This is a genomic window from Octadecabacter temperatus (genome assembly GCF_001187845.1).
Taxonomy (GTDB): domain Bacteria; phylum Pseudomonadota; class Alphaproteobacteria; order Rhodobacterales; family Rhodobacteraceae; genus Octadecabacter; species Octadecabacter temperatus.
Genome location: NZ_CP012160.1, coordinates 2,654,735 through 2,673,916 on the forward strand (window position 1 = coordinate 2,654,735; position 19,182 = coordinate 2,673,916).

Genomic DNA, 19,182 nt, shown 5'->3' on the forward strand with positions numbered 1-19,182 from the left:
GCAACAAAAAGAAAGGTCGGAACATGGGCAAGCTCCACAAGAAAATCGTCCTCACAGGGGCCTGCGGCAGCCTTGGAATGGAAATTCGTGTGACATTGGCGGCCTTGGCCGACGAGTTGGTTTCTGTGGACATTGCGGATGCGCCTGAAACGCTGCTTGAGAACGAGACATTCGTGAAAGCAGACTGCGCGATTTTCGAGGAGGTCCTGCCTCTGATGGAAGGTGCCAATATGGCAGTGCATTTCGCATCCATCCCAGACGAACGCCCGTTTGAGACCCTCCTCGGCCCGAACTTTCTGTCGTCCTACAACGTTTGGGAAGCGGGCCACCGTCACGGTGTACAGCGCGTCATTTACGCATCCTCCGTCCACGCGGTTGGCATGCACGAAAACGCAGCCGGCATCGACACCGACGCTGATCATGCACCAGATACGTTCTACGGACTCGCCAAATGCTTCGCCGAAGACCTCGGCAAACTTTACTGGGCCAAACGCGGCATGGAATCCGTGCACCTGCGCATCTTTTCCTGTACCAAAGTCCCGCAAAACCTGCGCGCCTTGCGAACGTGGCTTAGCTTTGATGACTTGCGCCACCTTGTTGAGAGATCGGTCACCGCAACCACAACTGGCTTTTCCGTCGTCTATGGAATTTCCAACAATGACCGTGCGCCCGTCTCGAACGCAAAAGCCGCTTTCTTGGGTTACAGACCAAAAGATAACGCTGAAAACTGGGCTGAAAGCCTGTTTGCTGGCGCGCCACCGGCTGACCCGTCTGACCGTGCACAGCTGTGCCTCGGCGGCCCCTTCGCGACCATTCCTTTGGGGGAAAGCGGCGTAGCAGCAATTCAAGCGATGTCAGATCCAGTTCCGGAACCCGAAGTCGAGGTTGAGGCTACGGTTGAGGTTGAGGCACCCAATCCGGATGACGCAAAGAAACTGCCCTCGTTCCTGACCAAAAAGGGTATGAACCCTTAAAAACTTATCTCAAAACGCGCACCTAGATCGCTAGGAACCAGCGTGATTTGCGCGTCGTGCGCATCCAGCGTGCGCCGCACGATGGACAGCCCCATTCCCGTCCCTCCTGCTTCCCGCCTTGTGGTGAAGAACGGCTCAAAAATGCGCTTCGCGTTCCCGTCTGAGATACCTGAGCCATTGTCTTGCACAACCAACGTTCCGTCGTAGGAAACGGACACGTCAGTCGCGCCGTGTGCGGTTGCGTTGCCAATGAGATGATCCAAAACCAAGCGCAGCGCGTCTTCAGAGAGCGGTACAAGGCCGTCCTCGATCACCTCACCCCCCTGCGCAACATCAGACAGTAAAACTTGCCCGCGGGCGGCAGGTTCTTGTGCCTGTGCAAGCGTGCGCTGCGCATCCAAGAGCGCGGTCATCCGTTCAACAGATGCCTCGATCCGTTCCAACAAACGTTCATGTTCATCTTTAGGCAAATCGGGCATGGCCAAAAGTTCGGCAGCCCCACGCACAACAGTTAAGGGCGATTTCAGCTCATGCGTGACGTGATCTGCGTAGCTGCGCAGAACCACCTCACGGTTTTGCAAAGCGCGGCCCATATCAAGGAACGATTGCCCAAGCGCTTGCATGTCCGATGTCCCATAATGCGCCAACGGGTCAAGCGCATCAGTTGCGTTCTGGCGCAAACCAGAAACGCGGTCGCGCATCGCGAGGACCGGCCGTAGCAACAACCGCCAAAGGGCCCAACCGGTAACAAATGTGGCAACCAGCACGCCAATCGCGGCGAGGTACACTGCTTCTTGGTAGCCCAAAACAGGCCACATATATCGCACAAAAAAGATACCGATAATCGGCAGCGACAGCACAACACACAGTGTCACTGCAACCACTAACCAAAGCGGCGGGCGCCATTTTACGACGATCCTTTTCACGCGCTTTTCACATCTGAACAAGGCCCCATACGAATGCCAATTCCATGCATCGTCTCAACGGAATCACCGCAACCCGCCGCATTCAATTTGGCGCGAAGGTTACGCAAGTGGCTGTCCATTGTCCGGTCGCTTACATGGACATTCACACCGTAGATGGCATCCACCAACGCAGGGCGCGAATGGACTTGGTCAGGCCGTGTCATCAGCTTCACCAGCAGATCCATTTCCCGCGCCGTCAATGTCACAATGTCCCCGCGCACACGGCAAAGGTGGCGACTTGGATCGACCTCCAGCACACCATGGCGCAGCGGTTGATCTTCTGCAGCGGTTCCACCGCGCCGCAAAATTGCTTTCACACGGGCAACCAATTCACGCGGACTGAACGGTTTGGGCAGATAGTCATCCGCCCCCATTTCAAGGCCAACGATACGGTCAATCTCGTCCCCTTGAGCCGTCAGAAACAAGATCGGCACATCGGAGTTCACCCTTACCGTGCGACAGACTTCCAATCCGTCCATTTCTGGCAATCCAATATCCAGAACCACCAGATCAGGCTTTAGTCGTGCAATTGCATCAAGCCCCGCACGCCCATCAGCGGCCTCTTTTGTCTGAAACCCCGCCTGGCCAAGCGCAATACGCACCACGTCGCGGATGTCGCCGTCATCATCAACAATCAGGATCGTCTGGCTCATTGCGCGGTCTCCTTGGAAAGCACCTTAGCGGTAACAATGCGCTTGGGAAACGGGCGAGTAGCATGGTCCAGCCACCAGCCGTCCAGTTGTAATTTTGAAGGCACGGCTTGGGTCAACGTCGTCATAGGTCTGCATCCTTTTCATTCGGGCTTGCCCCTTATGAAAAACGTTTGTGCAGACACATTATCGCGTTTGTGCAGTTTCCGTGCAGACCCTAAAGCGCGGCTTCAGCCGCCTCACGGATCGCGCGGATGTTGTCTCCGTAAACGTCCGGCGTCGCAACGGAGCCGCCACGAAACACCGCAGACCCCGCAACCAGAACGTCGGCACCGGCTCTGGCCACCAAAGGTGCCGTCGTCGGGTCGATGCCGCCATCCACCTGAATATGAATCGGACGATCACCAATCATCGCACGGCAACGCGCGACTTTATCAACCATTGAATGCGTAAATTTCTGGCCACCAAATCCCGGATTGATCGTCATTATCAGGATCATGTCGATGTCGTCGAGAATGTCGACCAACCCGTCCAACGGCGTCGTCATATTCACCGCAACGCCAGCAAGTTTTCCTTCCGCGCGCACGGACTGCAATGAGCGGTGCAAATGCGGGCCAGCCTCGGCGTGAACGGTAATCATGTCACTGCCCGCCTTGGCAAAATCGCCAATGTAAGGGTCGGCGGGCGAGATCATCAGATGCACATCCATGAAGGTTTTTACGTGCGGGCGAATGGCCGCCACGACATTTGGCCCAATCGTAAGGTTCGGCACAAAATGCCCATCCATAGGGTCCACATGGATCCAGTCAGCGCCTTGCGCCTCAACCGCTTGAATTTCAGCGCCTAGGTTGGCGAAGTCAGCGGACAAAATGGACGGTGCAATTTTGATAGAGCGATCAAATGACATGGGAATCCCCTGTGTGTTTAGCAGCTGTGGTTTTTCATCGTCTGCCTACCGCGCAGATCAACAGATGTCACGCGCCTCAATGCGCGGCTTTGCGCCGCGTGCAATCATACCTTGAGCATGGTAATTTGATTTTATGGAACAAATTAGCCTCTCCGCCAGCGACATATTCGGCTCTGATGAAGCCTTCGTTTTCAGCCGCGCCGAACTGGACATACGCCGCCCACCACAACTGCACGTACAAGACTTCCATGAAATGCTTTGGGTGCAAAACGGCACCGTGCGGCTACATACCCAAACCGGAAAACGTGATCTTAACGAAGGCGATTTGCTATTCATTTCACCCGACCAACCTCATGGACTTCAAGGGCGTCGCGCCAAAGGCGCGCACAAGAACGATGAAGCATCTATGGTCGTGTCCCTCGCCATTCGCCCCGGCGTTATCAAGGCCATTGGCAACCGTCACGACGACCTATCTGGTGTCGCGTTTTGGGGCCGTGGCATTGAAATCGCCCACCGGGATATTCGCCAGCTCGCCGCATTGAACCAAGCTGCGCTCCAATTAGAACGCAGCCCGCGCCGCAAACTGTTCCTTGAAGCGTTCATATTGCCTCTACTCATCGCGCTTGATCGCCCCCCTGAAGGGCTTTCGCCTGACGCGCCCGATTGGCTTATTTCTGCCTGCACCGCCGCGCAAAACCCTGATGTCTTTAGGAATGGTGCTGCGGGTTTCGTTGCTGCAACAGGGCGCGCGCATCCACATGTGTCGCGAACCATGCGCCGTTTCCTTGGAATCACCCCATCCGATTACATCAATACGCAACGCATGGAGTACGCCGCACGCAGGCTTACCGGCACATCCGATCCGCTTGCAGAAATAGCGGCAGACTGCGGGCTTCCAAACCTGTCGCACTTTCACAAACTGTTCCTCGCCTCGCACGGTGAAACACCACAACGCTACCGCCGCGCACGCCAACGCGAGCTTGTTCAGCCCCGCCCGTAACCTCGCGTAGCGAACCCTTAGGATGGCTTGCCAATGCGCCACACCCATGACAGGATTTCGCTTCACAACACGGTGCTGAAAATGCAAACGACAGACCCCATCAAAACCCACTTGCCGCAGGTTCAAGAGCCCCGCAATGACGGAATCCCCTTGGATTTGTCATGGGTTAAGGCTGTCCAGGCGAATACGTCCGCAATAGAACGCCGCGCAGCTACCCTTCCTGGGCGTCGTTCCGTGAAGAAGGACTATCAAGCCGCTTGGCTGTGCAAGGCAATCAGCCTGATGGACCTTACGACATTGTCAGGTGACGACTCGGAAGGCCGCGTACGTCGTCTTTGCGCTAAGGCCCGCCAACCTGTTCGGGCAGACCTCCTTAAGGCCCTCGACATGGAAGGCCTGACCACAGGCGCGATCTGTGTGTATCATGATATGGTCAAAACCGCAGTCGACGCGCTGCAAGGGTCAGGCATTCCCGTGGCCGCTGTATCTACTGGTTTCCCCGCAGGTCTATCCCCGTTCCATCTGCGCATCGCCGAGATCGGCGAAAGCGTCAGCCACGGCGCCGAAGAAATCGACATCGTCATCACCCGCCGCCACGTCCTTCAAGGCAACTGGCAGGCCCTTTACGATGAAATGGCCGAGATGCGCGCTGCCTGCGGCAATGCCCATGTCAAAGCGATCCTTGCAACGGGCGAACTCGGCTCGTTGCGCAACGTCGCGCGTGCGTCGGTGGTTTGCATGATGGCTGGCGCTGACTTCATCAAGACCTCGACCGGCAAGGAACCCATCAACGCAACCCTGCCCGTGACCCTCACGATGATCCGCGCGATCCGTGACTACCATGACCGCACAGGCATTAAGGTCGGCTACAAACCCGCAGGTGGGATCAGCAAAGCCAAAGACGCATTGGTCTATCTATCCATGATCAAAGACGAACTTGGCGACCGCTGGTTGCAACCTGACCTGTTCCGTTTCGGCGCGTCATCCCTGCTCGGCGACATCGAACGGCAACTCGAACATCACGTCACTGGCGGATACTCCGCTGGTTGGCGTCACGCGATTGGATAAGACCATGACAGTAAAAGACATCTTCGAATCCATGGACTACGGCCCTGCCCCTGAAAGCGCATCGGAAACGCTCGAATGGTTAGCGGATCGTGGCGGCATTGCAGGCCACTACATCAACGGGCAATGGGGCCCACTACGCGATGACTTTGCATCCACCAACCCCGCGACAGGCGCGAAGCTCGCAGGTGTCACCAAAGGCACCGCGGATGAAGTCGCCAAGGCTGTCGCAGCCGCACGCAAAGCCCAACCCAAGTGGGCGAAAGACGGTGCAGCGCGTGCGCGTGTCCTCTATGCAATTGCCCGCTTGATGCAGAAGAATTCGCGCCTGTTGGCCGTGATGGAAACCCTCGACAACGGCAAGCCGATCCGCGAAAGCCGCGACATCGACGTGCCACTCGCCATCCGCCATTTCTATCACCACGCGGGCTTTGCCCAGCTGATGGACGAGGAAATGCCAAACGCCGAACCCCTCGGCGTGTGTGGGCAAATTATTCCGTGGAACTTCCCGCTGCTGATGCTCGCTTGGAAAATCGCGCCCGCACTGGCGATGGGCAACACTGTTGTTCTTAAACCCGCCGAATACACCTCCCTGTCCGCAATGGTGTTCTGTGAAATCTGTACAGCCGCAGGTGTTCCGCCTGGCGTTATCAACATTGTCACTGGTGACGGCGAAACAGGTGCCGCGCTGGTCGACGCAGACGTCGACAAAATCGCTTTCACTGGCTCAACTGCCGTCGGCCGCATTATCCGCGAACAAACTGCGGGTTCGGGAAAAGCGCTTTCCTTGGAATTGGGCGGCAAGTCCCCCTACATAGTGTTTGACGACGCTGACATCGATTCCGCCGTAGAAGGTTTGGTCGACGCCATCTGGTTCAACCAAGGCCAAGTTTGCTGTGCGGGATCGCGCCTACTGGTCCAAGAAGGTATCGCTGATCGTTTCTACGCCAAACTACGCGCCCGAATGGACGGGCTTCGCATTGGCGATCCGATGGACAAGTGCATGGATATGGGTGCGATTGCTGACGTTGTGCAGCTTGAGCAAATCAAAGCCATCGTCGCCGCGAACACATCCGGCGAGATGTACCAATGCGCGGCCCCTGAGGGCTGCTTCTACCCACCAACGTTGATCACAGGAATGTCGCCCGCCGACACGCTGATGCAGGAAGAAATCTTTGGCCCCGTTCTGGTCGCCTGCACCTTCCGAACCCCTGCCGAGGCCGTGGAAATCGCTAACAACACCCGCTACGGGCTGGCAGCATCCGTGTGGACGGAAAACGTGAACCTCGCGCTGGATATCGCGCCCAAGTTGGTCAGCGGCATCGTCTGGTTAAACGCCACAAACCTCATGGATGCTGCTGCCGGTTTCGGCGGCGTGCGCGAGTCTGGCTTCGGGCGTGAAGGCGGGTGGGAAGGCTTGCAAGGCTACACCAAACCCAAAGGCAAGACCTCAAAGGTGACCGCCCCAACAGCTTTCACCACCACAGACGGCACGCCTGCCGATCCGCTGGATCGCACCGCAAAACTCTACATCGGCGGCAAACAAGCCCGCCCAGATAGTGGCTACTCTGAGCCCGTTTTCAACAAATCCGGCAAGCTGTTGGGCCACGCAAGCCTTGCGAACCGCAAAGACCTACGTAACGCGGTTGAAGCCAATGCCGCTGCAACAGGTTGGTCTAAATCCACAGGCCACCTGCGCGCGCAGATCCTGTATTACATCGGTGAGAACCTGTCCGCCCGCGCGGATGAGTTCGCAACCCGCATCAACCAACTGACGGGCGGCAAGTCCGGTACAAAAGAAGTCGATGACGCCATCCAGCATCTGTTCACATGGGCTGCATGGGCCGACAAATACGACGGCGCAGCTAAGGGTGTACCGATCCGTGGTGTCGCCTTGGCGATGAACGAACCTGTCGGAAACATCGCCGTTCTAACAGACGACACGCGCCCGCTTATGGGCCTGATCGAACCGCTGGCGCCCGCATTGGCAATGGGAAACCGCGTCACCGCCGTCGCCTCGCAGGCTTTCCCACTGGCCGCGACAGATTTCTACCAAGTGCTCGAAACCTCGGACGTGCCCGCTGGTGTCGCCAACATCCTTACAGGCCGTCACACAGACCTCGCGCCCCATATGGCGGCCCACGCCAACATCGACGCCGTCTGGTCCTTCTCGACCTCCGATGTCTCAAAGGTCATCGAAGCAAAATCTGCCGCTAACCTCAAACGCACTTGGGTCAACAACGCGACGCAACGTGCATGGCCCTCTAGCACATGGCGCGCCCAGTCCACCGAAGTCAAAACGATCTGGATTCCTTACGGCGAGTAAACCCAAACAAGTGGAACTTCCCATTTGTCACTGTTTCTCAAATATCCTGGGGGGAGTCCGTCAGGACGGGGGGCTAGCCCCCCTCCACGCCCGCGGCACGCGCAAAACGCTTACTTTTTGCGCCAGGTGCCAAGCCAACGGGAAACGCGCCCTTTGCGTTCAGACAGATCCGCACTCACATGGTCATACTGATCGCCGACCTTATCCGCCAACGGATCAACCGTGCGCTCTCTAAACTGCCGCCACATGGCACGCAAAAACAAGAACCCTGTAAGAAGCAATGCAAATATCAACAAATTCACCCACGGGAACGGGCGATAATCCTCGCTCTCGACTGGGCGAATAGACACGGCATTCGGATAAATGGACGCCCAGCGCACGCGCCAGCCATAATGCGTTATCACGACCCATTGCTGCGGCTCGGACGTTGAAATGAGCGCCGCAGATTCCGCCTGCAAGTCAGAGCTATCGAACTTGAAATACGGTGGGTAAATCCAACCTGTATCTTCATTTCGATACACCATCGTTTCGTTGCCGCCACGGATCAGTCCGAAAAAGTATGTCGCCTTGCGCTCGGTGTTGATCAGCCGCAAATCACGTGTCGGGTTTTCGACGGTGCCACTGTCAGCCTGCGCATAGAACATGCGGTTAAAGTTAGAGAAATCTGTGCGAATAATCTCGGTGGAGGTCACCCGTGCGACGTCGCGGTGCGGCATCACATAGTGCAGCCACAATCCGATGATCAAGAACAGGGCAATCCGAAGAATACGACGAGCGTTGCGCATGATTATTGCTTTCAGTTGATGAAATAAATGATGGTGCCAACAACAATTGGCGGAATGACGTAGACCAGCAGGATCAGCTTCTTGCGAAGACCGCTCTCATACTTGGTCATGCCATCTTTGACAAAGGTCGCACGCATGTCTGGCGTTGCACCTTCGGGCGGATTCTCGTCCCACTCGTCTTCCAGCTTTTCGCGCCGGATAGAACGTGAATACAGCGTGATGCACAGGTACAGCACTGACAGGATCAGGAAGCCGAATACGACCAGTCTTACAAATTGCATCTCATCTCCTCCTCACCGCACCCCAAGGACCAACCCGATCAATCAGGTCATCCTTCTTTGGCGCAGGCTCATCCATCGCCGCTTCGTGCCCAAACAACGCATCCCGCGTGCCGGCCTTATCCACCTGATACTCCGTTGACAAGAAATCCGCCACATAAGCCTTCTTTTCATCCGGCCAGCCCATATAGGCGCGGTAGAATGCTTCTTTGTGGCAAATGAACAGCTGACGCACGTCCATTGGCGACAGTTCAGCCAACAACATGTTCACCAAGTCCGCATCGGCATGGTCTTTGGCACGTAGCGTATAGAAATACGCCGGATGCTCGCTATCAATGCGCGGCCAAGGTCCACCGTCTTCCGCCCAGCGCACCAAATCAGCGAGGCCCTGCCACGCAGCTGGCAGCTTGTCATGATAGCGCCGTCCCAAATTGCGCAGGTCCCGTCGCGTGGCACCGGACAGGTCTTCACCTAATCCAGCCGCCACATCGGCAACCATGAAATCCATCTTCTGGCGTAGGATAGCCGCGCTATCAATGCCGCGTGCTTCCACGATCGGTTCGGCCAGATCGTTGACCTTCAGGAATTGCGCAATCGCGGATCGTTCATCCCCTTGAACAACCGTCTCAATCGGCAGCTCTCCAAGATCATCGTTACCGTTCATCACAATCGCTGCAGGCGCTTCAAGCGCGCGGAACACGTAGATCCCACCGAAATGCGCCGTCCAGAAATTGTCCTGATCAAACGTCATCGTGTTCAGCTTCAGCGGGTTGCGGGTAATGTCGCCCGTGTCCTTGGCCAGCCCGATCATATTGCCGATCAACACATCATCACACCACGCATCGTCCTCGCGCATAAAGCGGTCAATCATCCCGCCAAGCTTCTTGGCAGAGGCCACCGCCCCGTCCGTCGTATCTGCCTCAATGTCCACATGGCGCACATCAAACAACCGCTTGGGTGTCTCAAGCGCATAAACCGAATTCACCAGCTCCCCCGCGACACCATCCCGCGCAGTCAACGCAAACAACTGCGCCTCATTGGTCTCAATAAACTGGCGCAATATCCCACGGCTGGTTGAGAACTTCGCATTGAGCAACGGCGCCGTCTTCTGCTCTGTCGTCAGCAAAATAAACTGCCGGTTCACCCCCGCATGGTTGAGGTACAAATCATCCCCCAACTCATCCCCGATCTCCGGCGAATATCCCGAAATATCGATATGAAAATCGCTGAGTTCGGTTTGTTTTCCAGTCAGGCGTTTAAGCGCACGGTTATAGCGCTCCACCAAAATGGGGCTCATCACAGGGATGAGGTTGCCAAACATTAGACCGCGAGAGATGAGGCGCTTCATACCCGTTCTTTCTTAAATCTTAGGGCAAACCGCCCCAATAATCCGCCGAGCGTATACGACGAAACAACCAACGCTGTGCGCCCCACGATAGCGCCCAATATGACTCTGTTTACGAGGTTTACGCTAAATTCGGCGTCCTGCTCACTTTCCGGCACGAAATTAGCCATAAAGATATCCTCTGGTGTCGACATCGTGGTGGACCACATCAAAAGACCGTACAACACAAGCATGATAATCAAGAGCCCGCCGCCCCACAAAGTTACCTGTAGCGACATTTTCCAAGCGACAAGAAACCCAACGGCAAAAATTGCCAAAGCAATCATCTCACCATACCTCCTTCACCCAATTCTTCGGCACACCTGCCAGACTCAAAACCATCAACGGCCCCCACAGCAACGCCGAAATCAAACTCAGTTTGGCGAAATGCACAGGAACGGACAGCCCGCCCGTCGCATACAAATCATCCAAACTCACGCCCTCCGCGGAATACAAAAACGCAAAGAACCCAGCGCCGCAGACCGCCATCACCACTGTAGAAACCAGCGCCAACCCCAACAACCACTTCACCCCCTCAGGCCACCACAGCGCCAACACGCGCGGCACGGCCCAGCCCAGCATAGCGAGGGCCATTGCGGGCAGGATTAGCCCTGTGGAGAAGACCTCACCCACTCTTGCGCTCCGTTTTCTCTAACCGCATGCCCCGCTGCAGCGTCCAATAGTCGTCCAGATTGATCGCCCAAGAAACAGCAGCAAACCCACCGACAACACCTAAGACCCGAACGACCACTGCAACGAAGTCAACCAGTCCAAGCGCTCCACCCATTAAGGCCCATAGAAGTGGACCAATGCAGGCAATGCCCAGATAAACGGCACAGGTGCGGTAGGTCATTTCTTTCATCGCAGACTGGCGCCCTAGTCGCCAGCCGATCAAGGCTAGCACAATCAAATAGAGTCCCGCCAGAAACGGAACAACAACAAAAATACCTGCCCCAGCAGCGTGTCCCATTACCCCTTACTCTCCAAATACCGCCGCTTGGCTTCCTCGGAACGCTCAAAGTCGCGCATCATGTTTTCGATCGCCACCTCGTCGGATTTATCCGCATAGCGGAACTCTGAATCCGCGTAGCGGTTGATTTCCTGAATGACCATTTCAACGGTGATTGGCTTGCGCATATCGTTGATCATCGCCAGCTTGGTGTCGTAGTCCTTCGCCATGAACAGGTCAGGCGTTTCCATCCATTTGTCCGGTAATTCAAAGTCCATCGCGCGCACCTTAACGGCGTCCGTGATGTTCTTGATCGCACGCCCCGTAAAGCGTGGGTCAGCCTCTTGGATGCCTTTCAGATAGGTCCCGAGCTTGGCAATCGTGTCCAGTTCACCAATGTCGCTCGACACGCGATCAAACACGTTCATCAACCCAGGCTCATGCGGTTTGGAATGCCCTTCAAAGCTGGCAGCGACGGCCTTCTTGATTTCCTGCGCGCTGAACACTTCATGTTCGCCGACCGGAATATCGTGGTTCTTGCCCATCAACAGATACAGGATGTCGATGTAGTCATCCCGCGTCTGCGGGCCGTCGACAAGGAACCGCGCCCCTGCCCGCTGGCGCAGCGCATCGTCGACGTTTTCAGGATAGTTCGAAAACATCCCGAACGTGCAGTTGCCGCGCACGACCGTGTTGGCACCCGCAAAGCTTTCCATGAGCACGGCTGTAATCTCAAGCTGGCCCGCCGAAGATTGGCGATCGCCACGCTTCCCCGCTAGTTGGTCAATATCGTCAATCGTGCCAAAGCCGATAACGTTCGGATCAATCACGTTGTTGATAAACGCCTTGGCGTTCTGGCCTGATTTACCCTGATAACTGTCGATATTGTCCGTCGAAAGATTCTGATACCGGAAAGGATAATCCGCGACCTTGCAGTACTCGGAGATCAGCCCTGCCATCATCTGGATCAGCGTAGTTTTACCCGTGCCAGGCGCACCATCCCCCATGAAGGTAAAGATAAAGCCGCCGAGTTCAGCAAACGGGTTCAGTTTGCGTTCAAAATCATAGGCCATGACCATCTTAGCCAGCTTCATCGCTTGATATTTGGCGATGTGGTTGCCGACGACCTCATTGGGTTTCTTGAACGTCATTGTAAGGGTCGACGACTTCGCCGCACTCGCAGGGCTGAACCCGCGAATGGTCAGATCATCGGATTCAACCTTCCAAGACGCATCAGAAAACGCAGCCAGCCGTCCAGCGGTGCTCGCGCGCGCCGCGACTTTCGCCATCAGCTGTTCGGCGTAAGCAAGTACCGTAGGTACAAGCCGCTCGTCACTATCAGAAAACAGCCCGATGTCTTGGTCCAGCTCCCACAACGCGCCGTGCAGGGCGAGCGTTGAATTGTCGCTCAGCACCTCTTCGACTTCACCAACTTCAACCGTTTCCTCGCCTGCATGGGACGCCAATAGGAAGGACGTGGCATTGCCAAAGACATACAGCACCGCGAGGGCCTCTGCCGCGAGCAGTTCGGAAAACTCAGTTTTCTTTCCCGCTGCCAAAGACCCTTCAAGGTTAGCGCGTTTCAGATCCGCCAACCCTGTGCGGTCGCTAAATTGCTCACCCACGGCCAGTGCAATCGCCAAGGCGCGGCGCAGCCCATGCTGTACGCTGGCCTGCGTAGGCGACGTCAGTCCATCGCCATCATCAGCCGCCTCAATACGCGCCGCCAGTTGCACCCCTTCAGTGCGCGCCGTAGACCGTGTTACCAGACCGAGCGTCGTCGTGCGAAACCGTCGCCGCGTGCCGATCCCGCTGGATTTCTCAGGCGCAGCGACCTCTTTGGTTTCCGCAATACGGGGCGTGTGATCAAAGCCCATGACCATCGCAGTCGCAGCTTCGTAATGCTTTGCGATATCTTCCTCGCGCAGCTCCATCGTGTCACTAGTTTGGCTCATAAATACGTCCTCAAATCTATTTGTAACTCAACACGCTGCCGTTCGGCGAAACCACGAATTTGCGCACGTCGTTGAACCCCGCAGGCTTGCGCTCCTCGAGGGCCTGATACGGGCGTTGTGGCAAGATGATGCTGCGTTCTACTTTCGTTGCACCGGACTCGGCGCCATGTCCCGCGAAGGGGTCCAACGCAAAGGTTTCGCGTTCTACCGTGCCAAACCAGCCGGACTTTTCGCGGCGCGTTTCCGAACTTACCAGTTCTTCTTCCGTCCAAACCAACGCCCAATCTTCGCCGACGGGTGCGCGTGCCAATTCCAGCACTTCCCGCAGCGGTCCAGCCTGCCGCGTGAACGCGTTGGAGTACATTGGCCCCACGTGGAAGCGGCGTAGGCGTTTGGGGTGCAGGTCGTCAAAATCTTCATCGAACCCTTTGGCGATGGTCAACAGCTTGAGGCCGCCCAGTGATTGCGCCATCAGGTGCGCCTGCACTTCAGGCCAACGGCGATCATCCTTAGGCAGGCCAATACGCCCTGTATCCTCGACCTCCATCATGTAGATCGTCGGCAGATTGATCATGCTGTCATAAACGGCCCAATGGACCATGAATTCACGGCGCATTTTCTGCTTGTTGCCAAGCCAAACAGCCGTCGGATCATTTCGCGCCCAGAATAGCTCACCCTTTTGCAGCTCTTCGTAATACAACCGCTGGCTCAGCGCGTATTGCAGCTTCGTGGGGATTTCCTGTTCGTTCAGGATTACCCGCACCATGTCCTGCTTAAGCTGCTCAACCGAGCGCATGCCCGCGAGATGCTTGTCCGCCTGCGCTGCATCATTCGCCATGCTCAGAAGTTCGTTGTGAACGGGAAAACCGCTCTCCACCCGATCAAACGTCAGCTTACCCGCATGGGCGAACCGCCCGCTGAAATGGTACTTATGCGCCAGTGCTTGAAACGTGTAGTTCAGCCCAACAATATAGCGCGTCATCACCTCAACATCGCGCTTGGACAAACGGTTCTCCGCCTCAAGCGTCGCCGCAACACGGCCAAGATGGCCGATTATCTTCTCAAACTTGCCAAAATACCGCCGCGTGACGCGGGTGTCTTCAAGCTGGAAATGATCGTAGGCGGCGTCAGTCATATCGTTGACCTTCATGTGGACATTGCAACCACCATTTTACTGGAACGTAGAACAGAGCCAATGCGCCTAAGACATCAATTGTTTCAGAGCCAAAAGCGAGGCCGAATTTATCAGCGATTGCGGTAATAGACGAAGCAACAACAATAAAACCACAAAGCAACACAAAGACAACGAAGGTCCCGAGCAGCTCGGAAAATGGCTGTCGAGCCCGTGACGCTTGCGTCGCGGGCAGCCCCCGACCGCCCCCCTGGGCGGGGGCTTCACCCCCACCCGCGGACGGGGGCTGCCCTATATTGCTTTCAGACTCCATCCCTTCGGATCAAGCCCCATATTCATTGCTGTCGTGCTTCTCAACGATCTTCGCGAACCGCCGCATGAAACGCTCATCGGCCTTGGCCTTTTGCTCCAGCACTTCGCGGGCGAACACCATGTGGTCTTCGTGGGCTTCCATCATTTCGGCCATACGTGCGTTCGTCGCGGAGCCAATCGCCGCCATCGCGGTTTGTGCTTCTTGGTCCGTCTTCACGCCGATCTCGTTGATGCGATGGGCAACGTCTTGCTGCTGCGCCGTCTTCAAGGATTTCGTCAGGGCGTCATACAGAACGACCCGCTGCTTGGTGTCTGTTTGCAGCTTGTTGATCAGCACCATCTGCGTCGCCGCTTGGTTCTGCAGACTGTCGATCCAGGTCTTCCCCTTCTCGATGTAGCGTTCCAACGTTTGGGATTTCGCAAGCTTCACCTGCTCCTGCTGAACCGCCTCGTTATAAGCGCCGTTCATCTTCGCCAGTTCAGTCTCAAGCTTGGTGCGCGCAGCCGCGTCCTGTTCAACGGAAATCTTGTTCTCAAGCGTGATGATCGCAGGGTCCATGCCGAGGATCTCAGCGCGGATTGCCTCAAGTTCACCGACAACCGTTTCACGTTCCGTCAGGGTTCCGCCAAGATTGCCTTCAACCTTCGTCTTTTGCTCCTCCAAAATCACCAATTGGTTTTCCAGCAGCTTGGTAATCACGTCGGACTTTGAAATCAGGTCCTGCAGTTTGTCGTCCACAGACGCACTACGCATCCGCTCTTCGCGCATGGAATCCGACTTGGCGCCGCTAAAGAAGCCAACAAAGCTTTCCCAACCGGTCTTGGAGCGCATCTCGTCGAAGTCTTGTTGGAAGCCGGACGTCACATCGTCCAAGCCCATGATCAGTTCCGCGATGTTCGCGTTCATCAATTCGGTATGAGCATGTACGTCCTCAAGCGAGGCATTCTCGATATCGACGGCAATGTCGGCACCTTCGGCCATCTTCTGGCGCGCGGTCTCAATCCGGCTGGTAAGTTCTGAAATCTTGGATTGAGCTTCCGCAACCTCTGTCTGGGATTTACGGATCTGAGCGTCAAAATCGGCCATCGTGTTCCTCACTGCAATTATTAGTTGTGGGTTATATAGGTATTGTTAACGACAATTTCATGGCGCGAGTAGCGAAATATCGTTGTTTTTTGTAGCAACAGGTCGGGTTTTCCGGACCTTTGCTATTTTCGTCACTAGCCGTTATACATCACATATGAACATCGTTCAAACAATCACTCCACCTCGTTTCCTCGCCCTCTGCCTGGGTACGTTGATCTTGGTGTTTTACCATTTAGGGCGACGCCCAGCGCTTTTGGAATACGCGACCAGCGGCAAAGCATTACCGATTTTTGTTGCCATCTCTTGTTTGCTGGTCTTGGGTTATGGACTGGCGATGCTGTGGTGGCTGATCCGCCAAACCAAAGGTCAATTCAAAGAGACTTTTCGCCCGACCCGTGGGCGGATAATTGGGGCGTTCAGCTTAATGTTTGTCACGCCGGTTGTCGTTTTTTCAGAGGTTCCTTGGATCCTCGGCGTGCTGACTTTCATGGTTGTTGTGAATGGCAACGCAGATTCCCTATGGGGCATCGGCTTGATTTTGGGTAGCACTTTGGTTCTCTACCCTTTGTCCGCGATGATCTTGCGCCACACGTATCACCGCCGCTGGATGCGTTTTGGACTTTTTTGCCTTAGCTTCTGGTCTGCTTACGCCGCCCACCTGCTGGTGAACGGAGTAATGAAGTTCACACTAGTCCTTTAGCCGCCCGAAATAGTACTCGCGCTCAGCGGATCAACGGCGACGTCTTCCGCGATCTCATCCAACTCAACTACTGCATCATTTTCGCCAGTGCCGTAAATCAAATCCGGATCAACGATATTCGGCGCAAGAATTACACCACGATTGGCAAGCTCCTCGCCCTCCAACTCAACCGACTGCGTCTTTGAGCGAACGACAACGCGGGTGCCGTTCGGCACGCGGGGGTACAGGTCGATGATGTCGTGGTTGAACATACGGATACAGCCCGCGGAACCAGAGTTACCGATAGATGGCAAATCGTTGGTGCCATGAATACGGAAGTGGGTGTCACGCCCGTTCTGGAATAAATACAGCGCCCGCGCACCCAGTGGGCTGGCCAAACCACCCTCAACGCCTTGGGCGAAGGGGCCATAAACTTCTGGCTGACTGCGCAACATATTTGCTGTCGGCGTCCAACCCGGCCATTCGCGCTTAAGCTGAATAGTAGACGGGCGGCTCATACGGGCACCTTGGCGGCCAACCGCAATCGGGTAACGCCGTGCCATGCCGTCGTCTTCAACGAAATACAAAAGCTTCGCATGCGGATCGATAACGATCGTGCCTGCTCGCTCTGGTCCGTTATACTCAACGATTGCGCGTTGATTTACACTTTGCAAATACTCAGGTGGGATCGGCGGCAGCGTGTATTCACCGTCCTCAAGAAGCCCATAGCCTTCAACGATCTCCGTTACCGGCACATCGCCAATCATTTCAACTTCAGTGGAGCAAGCGGCGAGAAGCGATAGCCCCAATACACCTAGCGTTTCGCGAAAATAACGTTTGGCAATCTGCATTTCAGTCCTCGGTTGAAAATTCTTTCGCAAACACTAGCAGTCACATCAGGCCCAAAACCACCCCTATTAGCCCCTTCAACGTCAGTTTTTGCTCCGGCGCACAAATTTCTAGAACTTTGCAGCAACTCCGAGCATGTTGGCCACGCGAATTGCATCAAAAAATGCCAAATCTGTCATTGGATGCGCGGCTAGACGAAAAGCGTAGTGGTAACGAAGGACCGGCAAATGCCCCTCAAGAAGATCAATCTCGCGGAAAAGCTGGCAATGTTCAGCACCCATTGGGACCCGCACGTCGTCGCAACCTATAACGGCAATGACGTTATGGTCGTAAAGTTCACGGGTGAATTTTCGTTCCACAAACACGAAAGTACGGATGATTTCTTTTTGATCCTTGAAGGCGAAGTTACGTTGGACGGCGAAGATGGTGATGCGGTGACCCTCGGCCCCGGAGATCTTTGCGTGGTCCCGCAAGGCATGGTCCACCGCCCCCGTGCGACGGGCGAGGCCAAAGTGCTCCTTATCGAACCGGCCGGAGAGCCGAACTCAGGCGACAGTGATCGCCCACCAGCAGCAAAGCCGTCCATATGAAAAAAGTACTCAGCTCCATTCTATATCCGATCAAACTGATGTATTTCCCGATCCTTAGCCTAATACCGTGGGGCAAAATCCTGCCCTACCTCACTGTGGTAAATCCCCGCCGCGACACTCGCGCAATGGAACAAACCCAGCATGCAAGCAGCGCCAACGCCAACCGCCTTCATGTCTTTCACGGCAATTTCGCGAGTGAACTGGAAGCCGTCGACTATTGCATCACCCCAATGGGGCGCAACAAACCCGAACCCCTGACCCGAGATCTGCCAGACGCAACGATTGACACAAACGAAGTCGAAATCGTTTTCGGGGTCGAACTGGTCGGTGCCGCGATTCCGATGCTCACGCAGCACCCCTACGGGTTGTTTCGCCAAATTGGGACCAGCAATACGCTCATCCTGATTGCCGAAGCCGCGTTTCACGGGCTACCCTATACCCTGAACGATACACCAAAATTGCGCTACGCAGGGGCGTTCGAAGCTACTTAAAAAGCGCGCGCATCATTGCGCTTGTTGGGTCTTCTAGCCCTTCGATCACATCAAAATGGTGCTTATCACTATCAACAGTCAGATCGCAGTCCCATACGTCACGCAACCACTTGGCTTGATCCAAAAACGCGGGCCGCTCTCCTCCACCTACCCAGACTGTGACGGGAATACCTTGGGGTCTGTGCTGGATCGGGCTTTCGCGTTTTGCTTCATCCGCATCAATTCGCAACGTCTTATTCATTGAGGTTTCCATCAAAGGAGCCAGATCGCTGAGGGGCGAGATCGCCATCACCCGCCGCACACGAGGCGACCAATCAGCCGCCATGTCTGCGCACGCCATCCGCGCCACCAAATGCCCACCCGCCGAATGTCCAACCAAATATAACCGCCCGCTCGTCTGCGCAGCGATTGCAGCAATCGCCATGGCAACTTCATTCACGATCTCAGAAAGCCGCGCATTCGGCGCAAGCGTGTGAGACGGCATCGCGCAGGAAAACCCTTGCGCCACCGCACCAGCCGCTAGATGCGAAAACATCGTCGGCGAACCGGCCATCCAGTAGCCACCATGTACCACAATGACCGTTCCACGCGGCTCAAATACGGGGTGGAACATATCAAACGTGTTTCGTGCCCCCGCACCATAAGACACGCCCAAAACTTTCGCCTCATGCCCTGCACGAAACGCCGCCGCCTTAGCTTCCCACATGCCATAATAGTTCTCACCATCTGGAATGAAGGTCGAGTTTGCATAGGCTTGGTCAGGTATCATGGAACCTCATCATGGACAAAGTATCAGTCTGGCGT

Annotated in this window: 22 protein-coding genes; 7 read left to right on the plus strand and 15 right to left on the minus strand. The window is 55.7% G+C overall.

What is annotated here, in order from left to right:
• Window positions 1–23 precede the first annotated feature (23 nt).
• Window positions 24–974 carry an NAD-dependent epimerase/dehydratase family protein gene (locus OSB_RS13280; RefSeq protein ID WP_049835450.1) on the plus strand — a complete coding sequence of 317 codons (951 nt, stop codon included), beginning with the start codon at window positions 24–26 and terminating at the stop codon, window positions 972–974.
• On the opposite strand, the gene OSB_RS13285 is transcribed toward OSB_RS13280, so the two are convergent.
• The 4 genes from OSB_RS13285 to rpe all read right to left on the minus strand — a co-directional run bounded on the left by OSB_RS13285 (window position 971) and on the right by rpe (window position 3,496).
• Window positions 971–1,900 (minus strand): sensor histidine kinase, encoded by a 930-nt coding sequence (locus OSB_RS13285; RefSeq protein WP_049835451.1) that lies wholly within the window; start codon window positions 1,898–1,900, stop codon window positions 971–973. The two genes, OSB_RS13280 and OSB_RS13285, sit on opposite strands and share 4 nt — an antisense overlap.
• Window positions 1,897–2,592, minus strand: coding sequence for a response regulator transcription factor (locus tag OSB_RS13290; RefSeq protein ID WP_049835452.1), 696 nt, complete (start codon window positions 2,590–2,592; stop codon window positions 1,897–1,899). The genes OSB_RS13285 and OSB_RS13290 overlap by 4 nt, the downstream gene beginning before the upstream one ends.
• Window positions 2,589–2,717 (minus strand): hypothetical protein, encoded by a 129-nt coding sequence (locus OSB_RS16930; RefSeq protein WP_268794162.1) that lies wholly within the window; start codon window positions 2,715–2,717, stop codon window positions 2,589–2,591. The genes OSB_RS13290 and OSB_RS16930 overlap by 4 nt, the downstream gene beginning before the upstream one ends.
• Before the next feature lie 89 nt (window positions 2,718–2,806).
• Window positions 2,807–3,496, minus strand: a complete 690-nt coding sequence (gene rpe / locus OSB_RS13295) for a ribulose-phosphate 3-epimerase (RefSeq protein ID WP_049835453.1) — start codon at window positions 3,494–3,496, stop codon at window positions 2,807–2,809.
• Between the two features lie 133 nt (window positions 3,497–3,629).
• On the opposite strand from rpe, the gene OSB_RS13300 reads away from it, so the two are divergent.
• From OSB_RS13300 to OSB_RS13310, 3 genes are all read left to right on the plus strand, one after another.
• On the plus strand, window positions 3,630–4,496 hold the full coding sequence (locus OSB_RS13300; protein WP_049835454.1) for an AraC family transcriptional regulator: 867 nt from the start codon (window positions 3,630–3,632) through the stop codon (window positions 4,494–4,496).
• Between the two features lie 81 nt (window positions 4,497–4,577).
• The gene (gene deoC, locus OSB_RS13305; protein ID WP_049836171.1) at window positions 4,578–5,564 is read left to right on the plus strand and encodes a deoxyribose-phosphate aldolase; all 987 of its coding nucleotides are present in this window, start codon (window positions 4,578–4,580) and stop codon (window positions 5,562–5,564) included.
• A 4-nt stretch (window positions 5,565–5,568) separates the two neighbouring features.
• Window positions 5,569–7,887 carry an aldehyde dehydrogenase family protein gene (locus OSB_RS13310; protein ID WP_049835455.1) on the plus strand — a complete coding sequence of 773 codons (2,319 nt, stop codon included), beginning with the start codon at window positions 5,569–5,571 and terminating at the stop codon, window positions 7,885–7,887.
• A 110-nt stretch (window positions 7,888–7,997) separates the two neighbouring features.
• Here the strand turns inward: OSB_RS13310 and OSB_RS13315 are convergent, their stop codons facing one another.
• From OSB_RS13315 to OSB_RS13360, 9 genes are all read right to left on the minus strand, one after another.
• Window positions 7,998–8,672, minus strand: a complete 675-nt coding sequence (locus OSB_RS13315) for a DUF1523 family protein (RefSeq protein WP_049835456.1) — start codon at window positions 8,670–8,672, stop codon at window positions 7,998–8,000.
• Window positions 8,673–8,683: 11 nt separating this feature from the next.
• The gene (locus OSB_RS13320; protein WP_049835457.1) at window positions 8,684–8,953 is read right to left on the minus strand and encodes a hypothetical protein; all 270 of its coding nucleotides are present in this window, start codon (window positions 8,951–8,953) and stop codon (window positions 8,684–8,686) included.
• 1 nt (window position 8,954) lies between these two features.
• Window positions 8,955–10,298 carry a DUF6638 family protein gene (locus OSB_RS13325; protein WP_049835458.1) on the minus strand — a complete coding sequence of 448 codons (1,344 nt, stop codon included), beginning with the start codon at window positions 10,296–10,298 and terminating at the stop codon, window positions 8,955–8,957.
• Complete coding sequence (locus tag OSB_RS13330) at window positions 10,295–10,621, minus strand: hypothetical protein (RefSeq protein WP_049835459.1); 327 nt, start codon at window positions 10,619–10,621, stop codon at window positions 10,295–10,297. Before OSB_RS13330 ends, OSB_RS13325 begins: the two co-directional genes overlap by 4 nt.
• 1 nt (window position 10,622) lies before the next feature.
• On the minus strand, window positions 10,623–10,967 hold the full coding sequence (locus tag OSB_RS13335; protein ID WP_143831358.1) for a hypothetical protein: 345 nt from the start codon (window positions 10,965–10,967) through the stop codon (window positions 10,623–10,625).
• The gene (locus OSB_RS13340) at window positions 10,960–11,304 is read right to left on the minus strand and encodes a hypothetical protein (RefSeq protein ID WP_049835460.1); all 345 of its coding nucleotides are present in this window, start codon (window positions 11,302–11,304) and stop codon (window positions 10,960–10,962) included. Before OSB_RS13340 ends, OSB_RS13335 begins: the two co-directional genes overlap by 8 nt.
• A complete protein-coding gene (locus tag OSB_RS13345) occupies window positions 11,304–13,238 on the minus strand; it encodes an ATP-binding protein (RefSeq protein WP_049835461.1) in 1,935 nt (644 codons plus the stop codon). The genes OSB_RS13340 and OSB_RS13345 overlap by 1 nt, the downstream gene beginning before the upstream one ends.
• A 16-nt stretch (window positions 13,239–13,254) precedes the next feature.
• Window positions 13,255–14,373, minus strand: a complete 1,119-nt coding sequence (locus OSB_RS13350) for a hypothetical protein (protein ID WP_049835462.1) — start codon at window positions 14,371–14,373, stop codon at window positions 13,255–13,257.
• A 319-nt stretch (window positions 14,374–14,692) separates the two neighbouring features.
• Window positions 14,693–15,769: a coiled-coil domain-containing protein gene (locus tag OSB_RS13360; protein WP_049835464.1), complete on the minus strand. Its 1,077-nt coding sequence runs from the start codon at window positions 15,767–15,769 to the stop codon at window positions 14,693–14,695.
• 154 nt (window positions 15,770–15,923) lie between these two features.
• Here OSB_RS13360 and OSB_RS13365 point away from each other — a divergent pair, with 154 nt between their 5' ends.
• Complete coding sequence (locus OSB_RS13365; RefSeq protein ID WP_049835465.1) at window positions 15,924–16,469, plus strand: hypothetical protein; 546 nt, start codon at window positions 15,924–15,926, stop codon at window positions 16,467–16,469.
• On the opposite strand, the gene OSB_RS13370 is transcribed toward OSB_RS13365, so the two are convergent.
• Window positions 16,466–17,299 (minus strand): L,D-transpeptidase, encoded by an 834-nt coding sequence (locus OSB_RS13370; protein WP_082166476.1) that lies wholly within the window; start codon window positions 17,297–17,299, stop codon window positions 16,466–16,468. The two genes, OSB_RS13365 and OSB_RS13370, sit on opposite strands and share 4 nt — an antisense overlap.
• A gap of 225 nt (window positions 17,300–17,524) precedes the next feature.
• Here OSB_RS13370 and OSB_RS13375 point away from each other — a divergent pair, with 225 nt between their 5' ends.
• Together OSB_RS13375 and OSB_RS13380 are read left to right on the plus strand one after the other, a co-directional pair.
• The gene (locus OSB_RS13375) at window positions 17,525–17,887 is read left to right on the plus strand and encodes a cupin domain-containing protein (RefSeq protein WP_049835466.1); all 363 of its coding nucleotides are present in this window, start codon (window positions 17,525–17,527) and stop codon (window positions 17,885–17,887) included.
• Window positions 17,884–18,378 carry a hypothetical protein gene (locus tag OSB_RS13380; protein WP_049835467.1) on the plus strand — a complete coding sequence of 165 codons (495 nt, stop codon included), beginning with the start codon at window positions 17,884–17,886 and terminating at the stop codon, window positions 18,376–18,378. Before OSB_RS13375 ends, OSB_RS13380 begins: the two co-directional genes overlap by 4 nt.
• Here the strand turns inward: OSB_RS13380 and OSB_RS13385 are convergent.
• Window positions 18,371–19,147, minus strand: coding sequence for an alpha/beta hydrolase (locus OSB_RS13385; protein WP_049835468.1), 777 nt, complete (start codon window positions 19,145–19,147; stop codon window positions 18,371–18,373). The two genes, OSB_RS13380 and OSB_RS13385, sit on opposite strands and share 8 nt — an antisense overlap.
• Window positions 19,148–19,182 lie beyond the last annotated feature (35 nt).

Bases quoted from the DNA above. Each gene is read 5' to 3' on its own strand.
- OSB_RS13280 (WP_049835450.1), top strand. From the start codon at position 24: ATGGGCAAGCTCCACAAGAAAATCGTCCTCACAGGGGCCTGCGGCAGC.
- OSB_RS13290 (WP_049835452.1), bottom strand. From the start codon at position 2,592: ATGAGCCAGACGATCCTGATTGTTGATGATGACGGCGACATCCGCGAC.
- OSB_RS16930 (WP_268794162.1), bottom strand. From the start codon at position 2,717: ATGACGACGTTGACCCAAGCCGTGCCTTCAAAATTACAACTGGACGGC.
- rpe (WP_049835453.1), bottom strand. From the start codon at position 3,496: ATGTCATTTGATCGCTCTATCAAAATTGCACCGTCCATTTTGTCCGCT.
- OSB_RS13300 (WP_049835454.1), top strand. From the start codon at position 3,630: ATGGAACAAATTAGCCTCTCCGCCAGCGACATATTCGGCTCTGATGAA.
- deoC (WP_049836171.1), top strand. From the start codon at position 4,578: ATGCAAACGACAGACCCCATCAAAACCCACTTGCCGCAGGTTCAAGAG.
- OSB_RS13310 (WP_049835455.1), top strand. From the start codon at position 5,569: ATGACAGTAAAAGACATCTTCGAATCCATGGACTACGGCCCTGCCCCT.
- OSB_RS13315 (WP_049835456.1), bottom strand. From the start codon at position 8,672: ATGCGCAACGCTCGTCGTATTCTTCGGATTGCCCTGTTCTTGATCATC.
- OSB_RS13320 (WP_049835457.1), bottom strand. From the start codon at position 8,953: ATGCAATTTGTAAGACTGGTCGTATTCGGCTTCCTGATCCTGTCAGTG.
- OSB_RS13325 (WP_049835458.1), bottom strand. From the start codon at position 10,298: ATGAAGCGCCTCATCTCTCGCGGTCTAATGTTTGGCAACCTCATCCCT.
- OSB_RS13330 (WP_049835459.1), bottom strand. From the start codon at position 10,621: ATGATTGCTTTGGCAATTTTTGCCGTTGGGTTTCTTGTCGCTTGGAAA.
- OSB_RS13340 (WP_049835460.1), bottom strand. From the start codon at position 11,304: ATGGGACACGCTGCTGGGGCAGGTATTTTTGTTGTTGTTCCGTTTCTG.
- OSB_RS13345 (WP_049835461.1), bottom strand. From the start codon at position 13,238: ATGAGCCAAACTAGTGACACGATGGAGCTGCGCGAGGAAGATATCGCA.
- OSB_RS13350 (WP_049835462.1), bottom strand. From the start codon at position 14,373: ATGACTGACGCCGCCTACGATCATTTCCAGCTTGAAGACACCCGCGTC.
- OSB_RS13360 (WP_049835464.1), bottom strand. From the start codon at position 15,769: ATGGCCGATTTTGACGCTCAGATCCGTAAATCCCAGACAGAGGTTGCG.
- OSB_RS13365 (WP_049835465.1), top strand. From the start codon at position 15,924: ATGAACATCGTTCAAACAATCACTCCACCTCGTTTCCTCGCCCTCTGC.
- OSB_RS13370 (WP_082166476.1), bottom strand. From the start codon at position 17,299: ATGCAGATTGCCAAACGTTATTTTCGCGAAACGCTAGGTGTATTGGGG.
- OSB_RS13375 (WP_049835466.1), top strand. From the start codon at position 17,525: ATGCCCCTCAAGAAGATCAATCTCGCGGAAAAGCTGGCAATGTTCAGC.
- OSB_RS13380 (WP_049835467.1), top strand. From the start codon at position 17,884: ATGAAAAAAGTACTCAGCTCCATTCTATATCCGATCAAACTGATGTAT.
- OSB_RS13385 (WP_049835468.1), bottom strand. From the start codon at position 19,147: ATGATACCTGACCAAGCCTATGCAAACTCGACCTTCATTCCAGATGGT.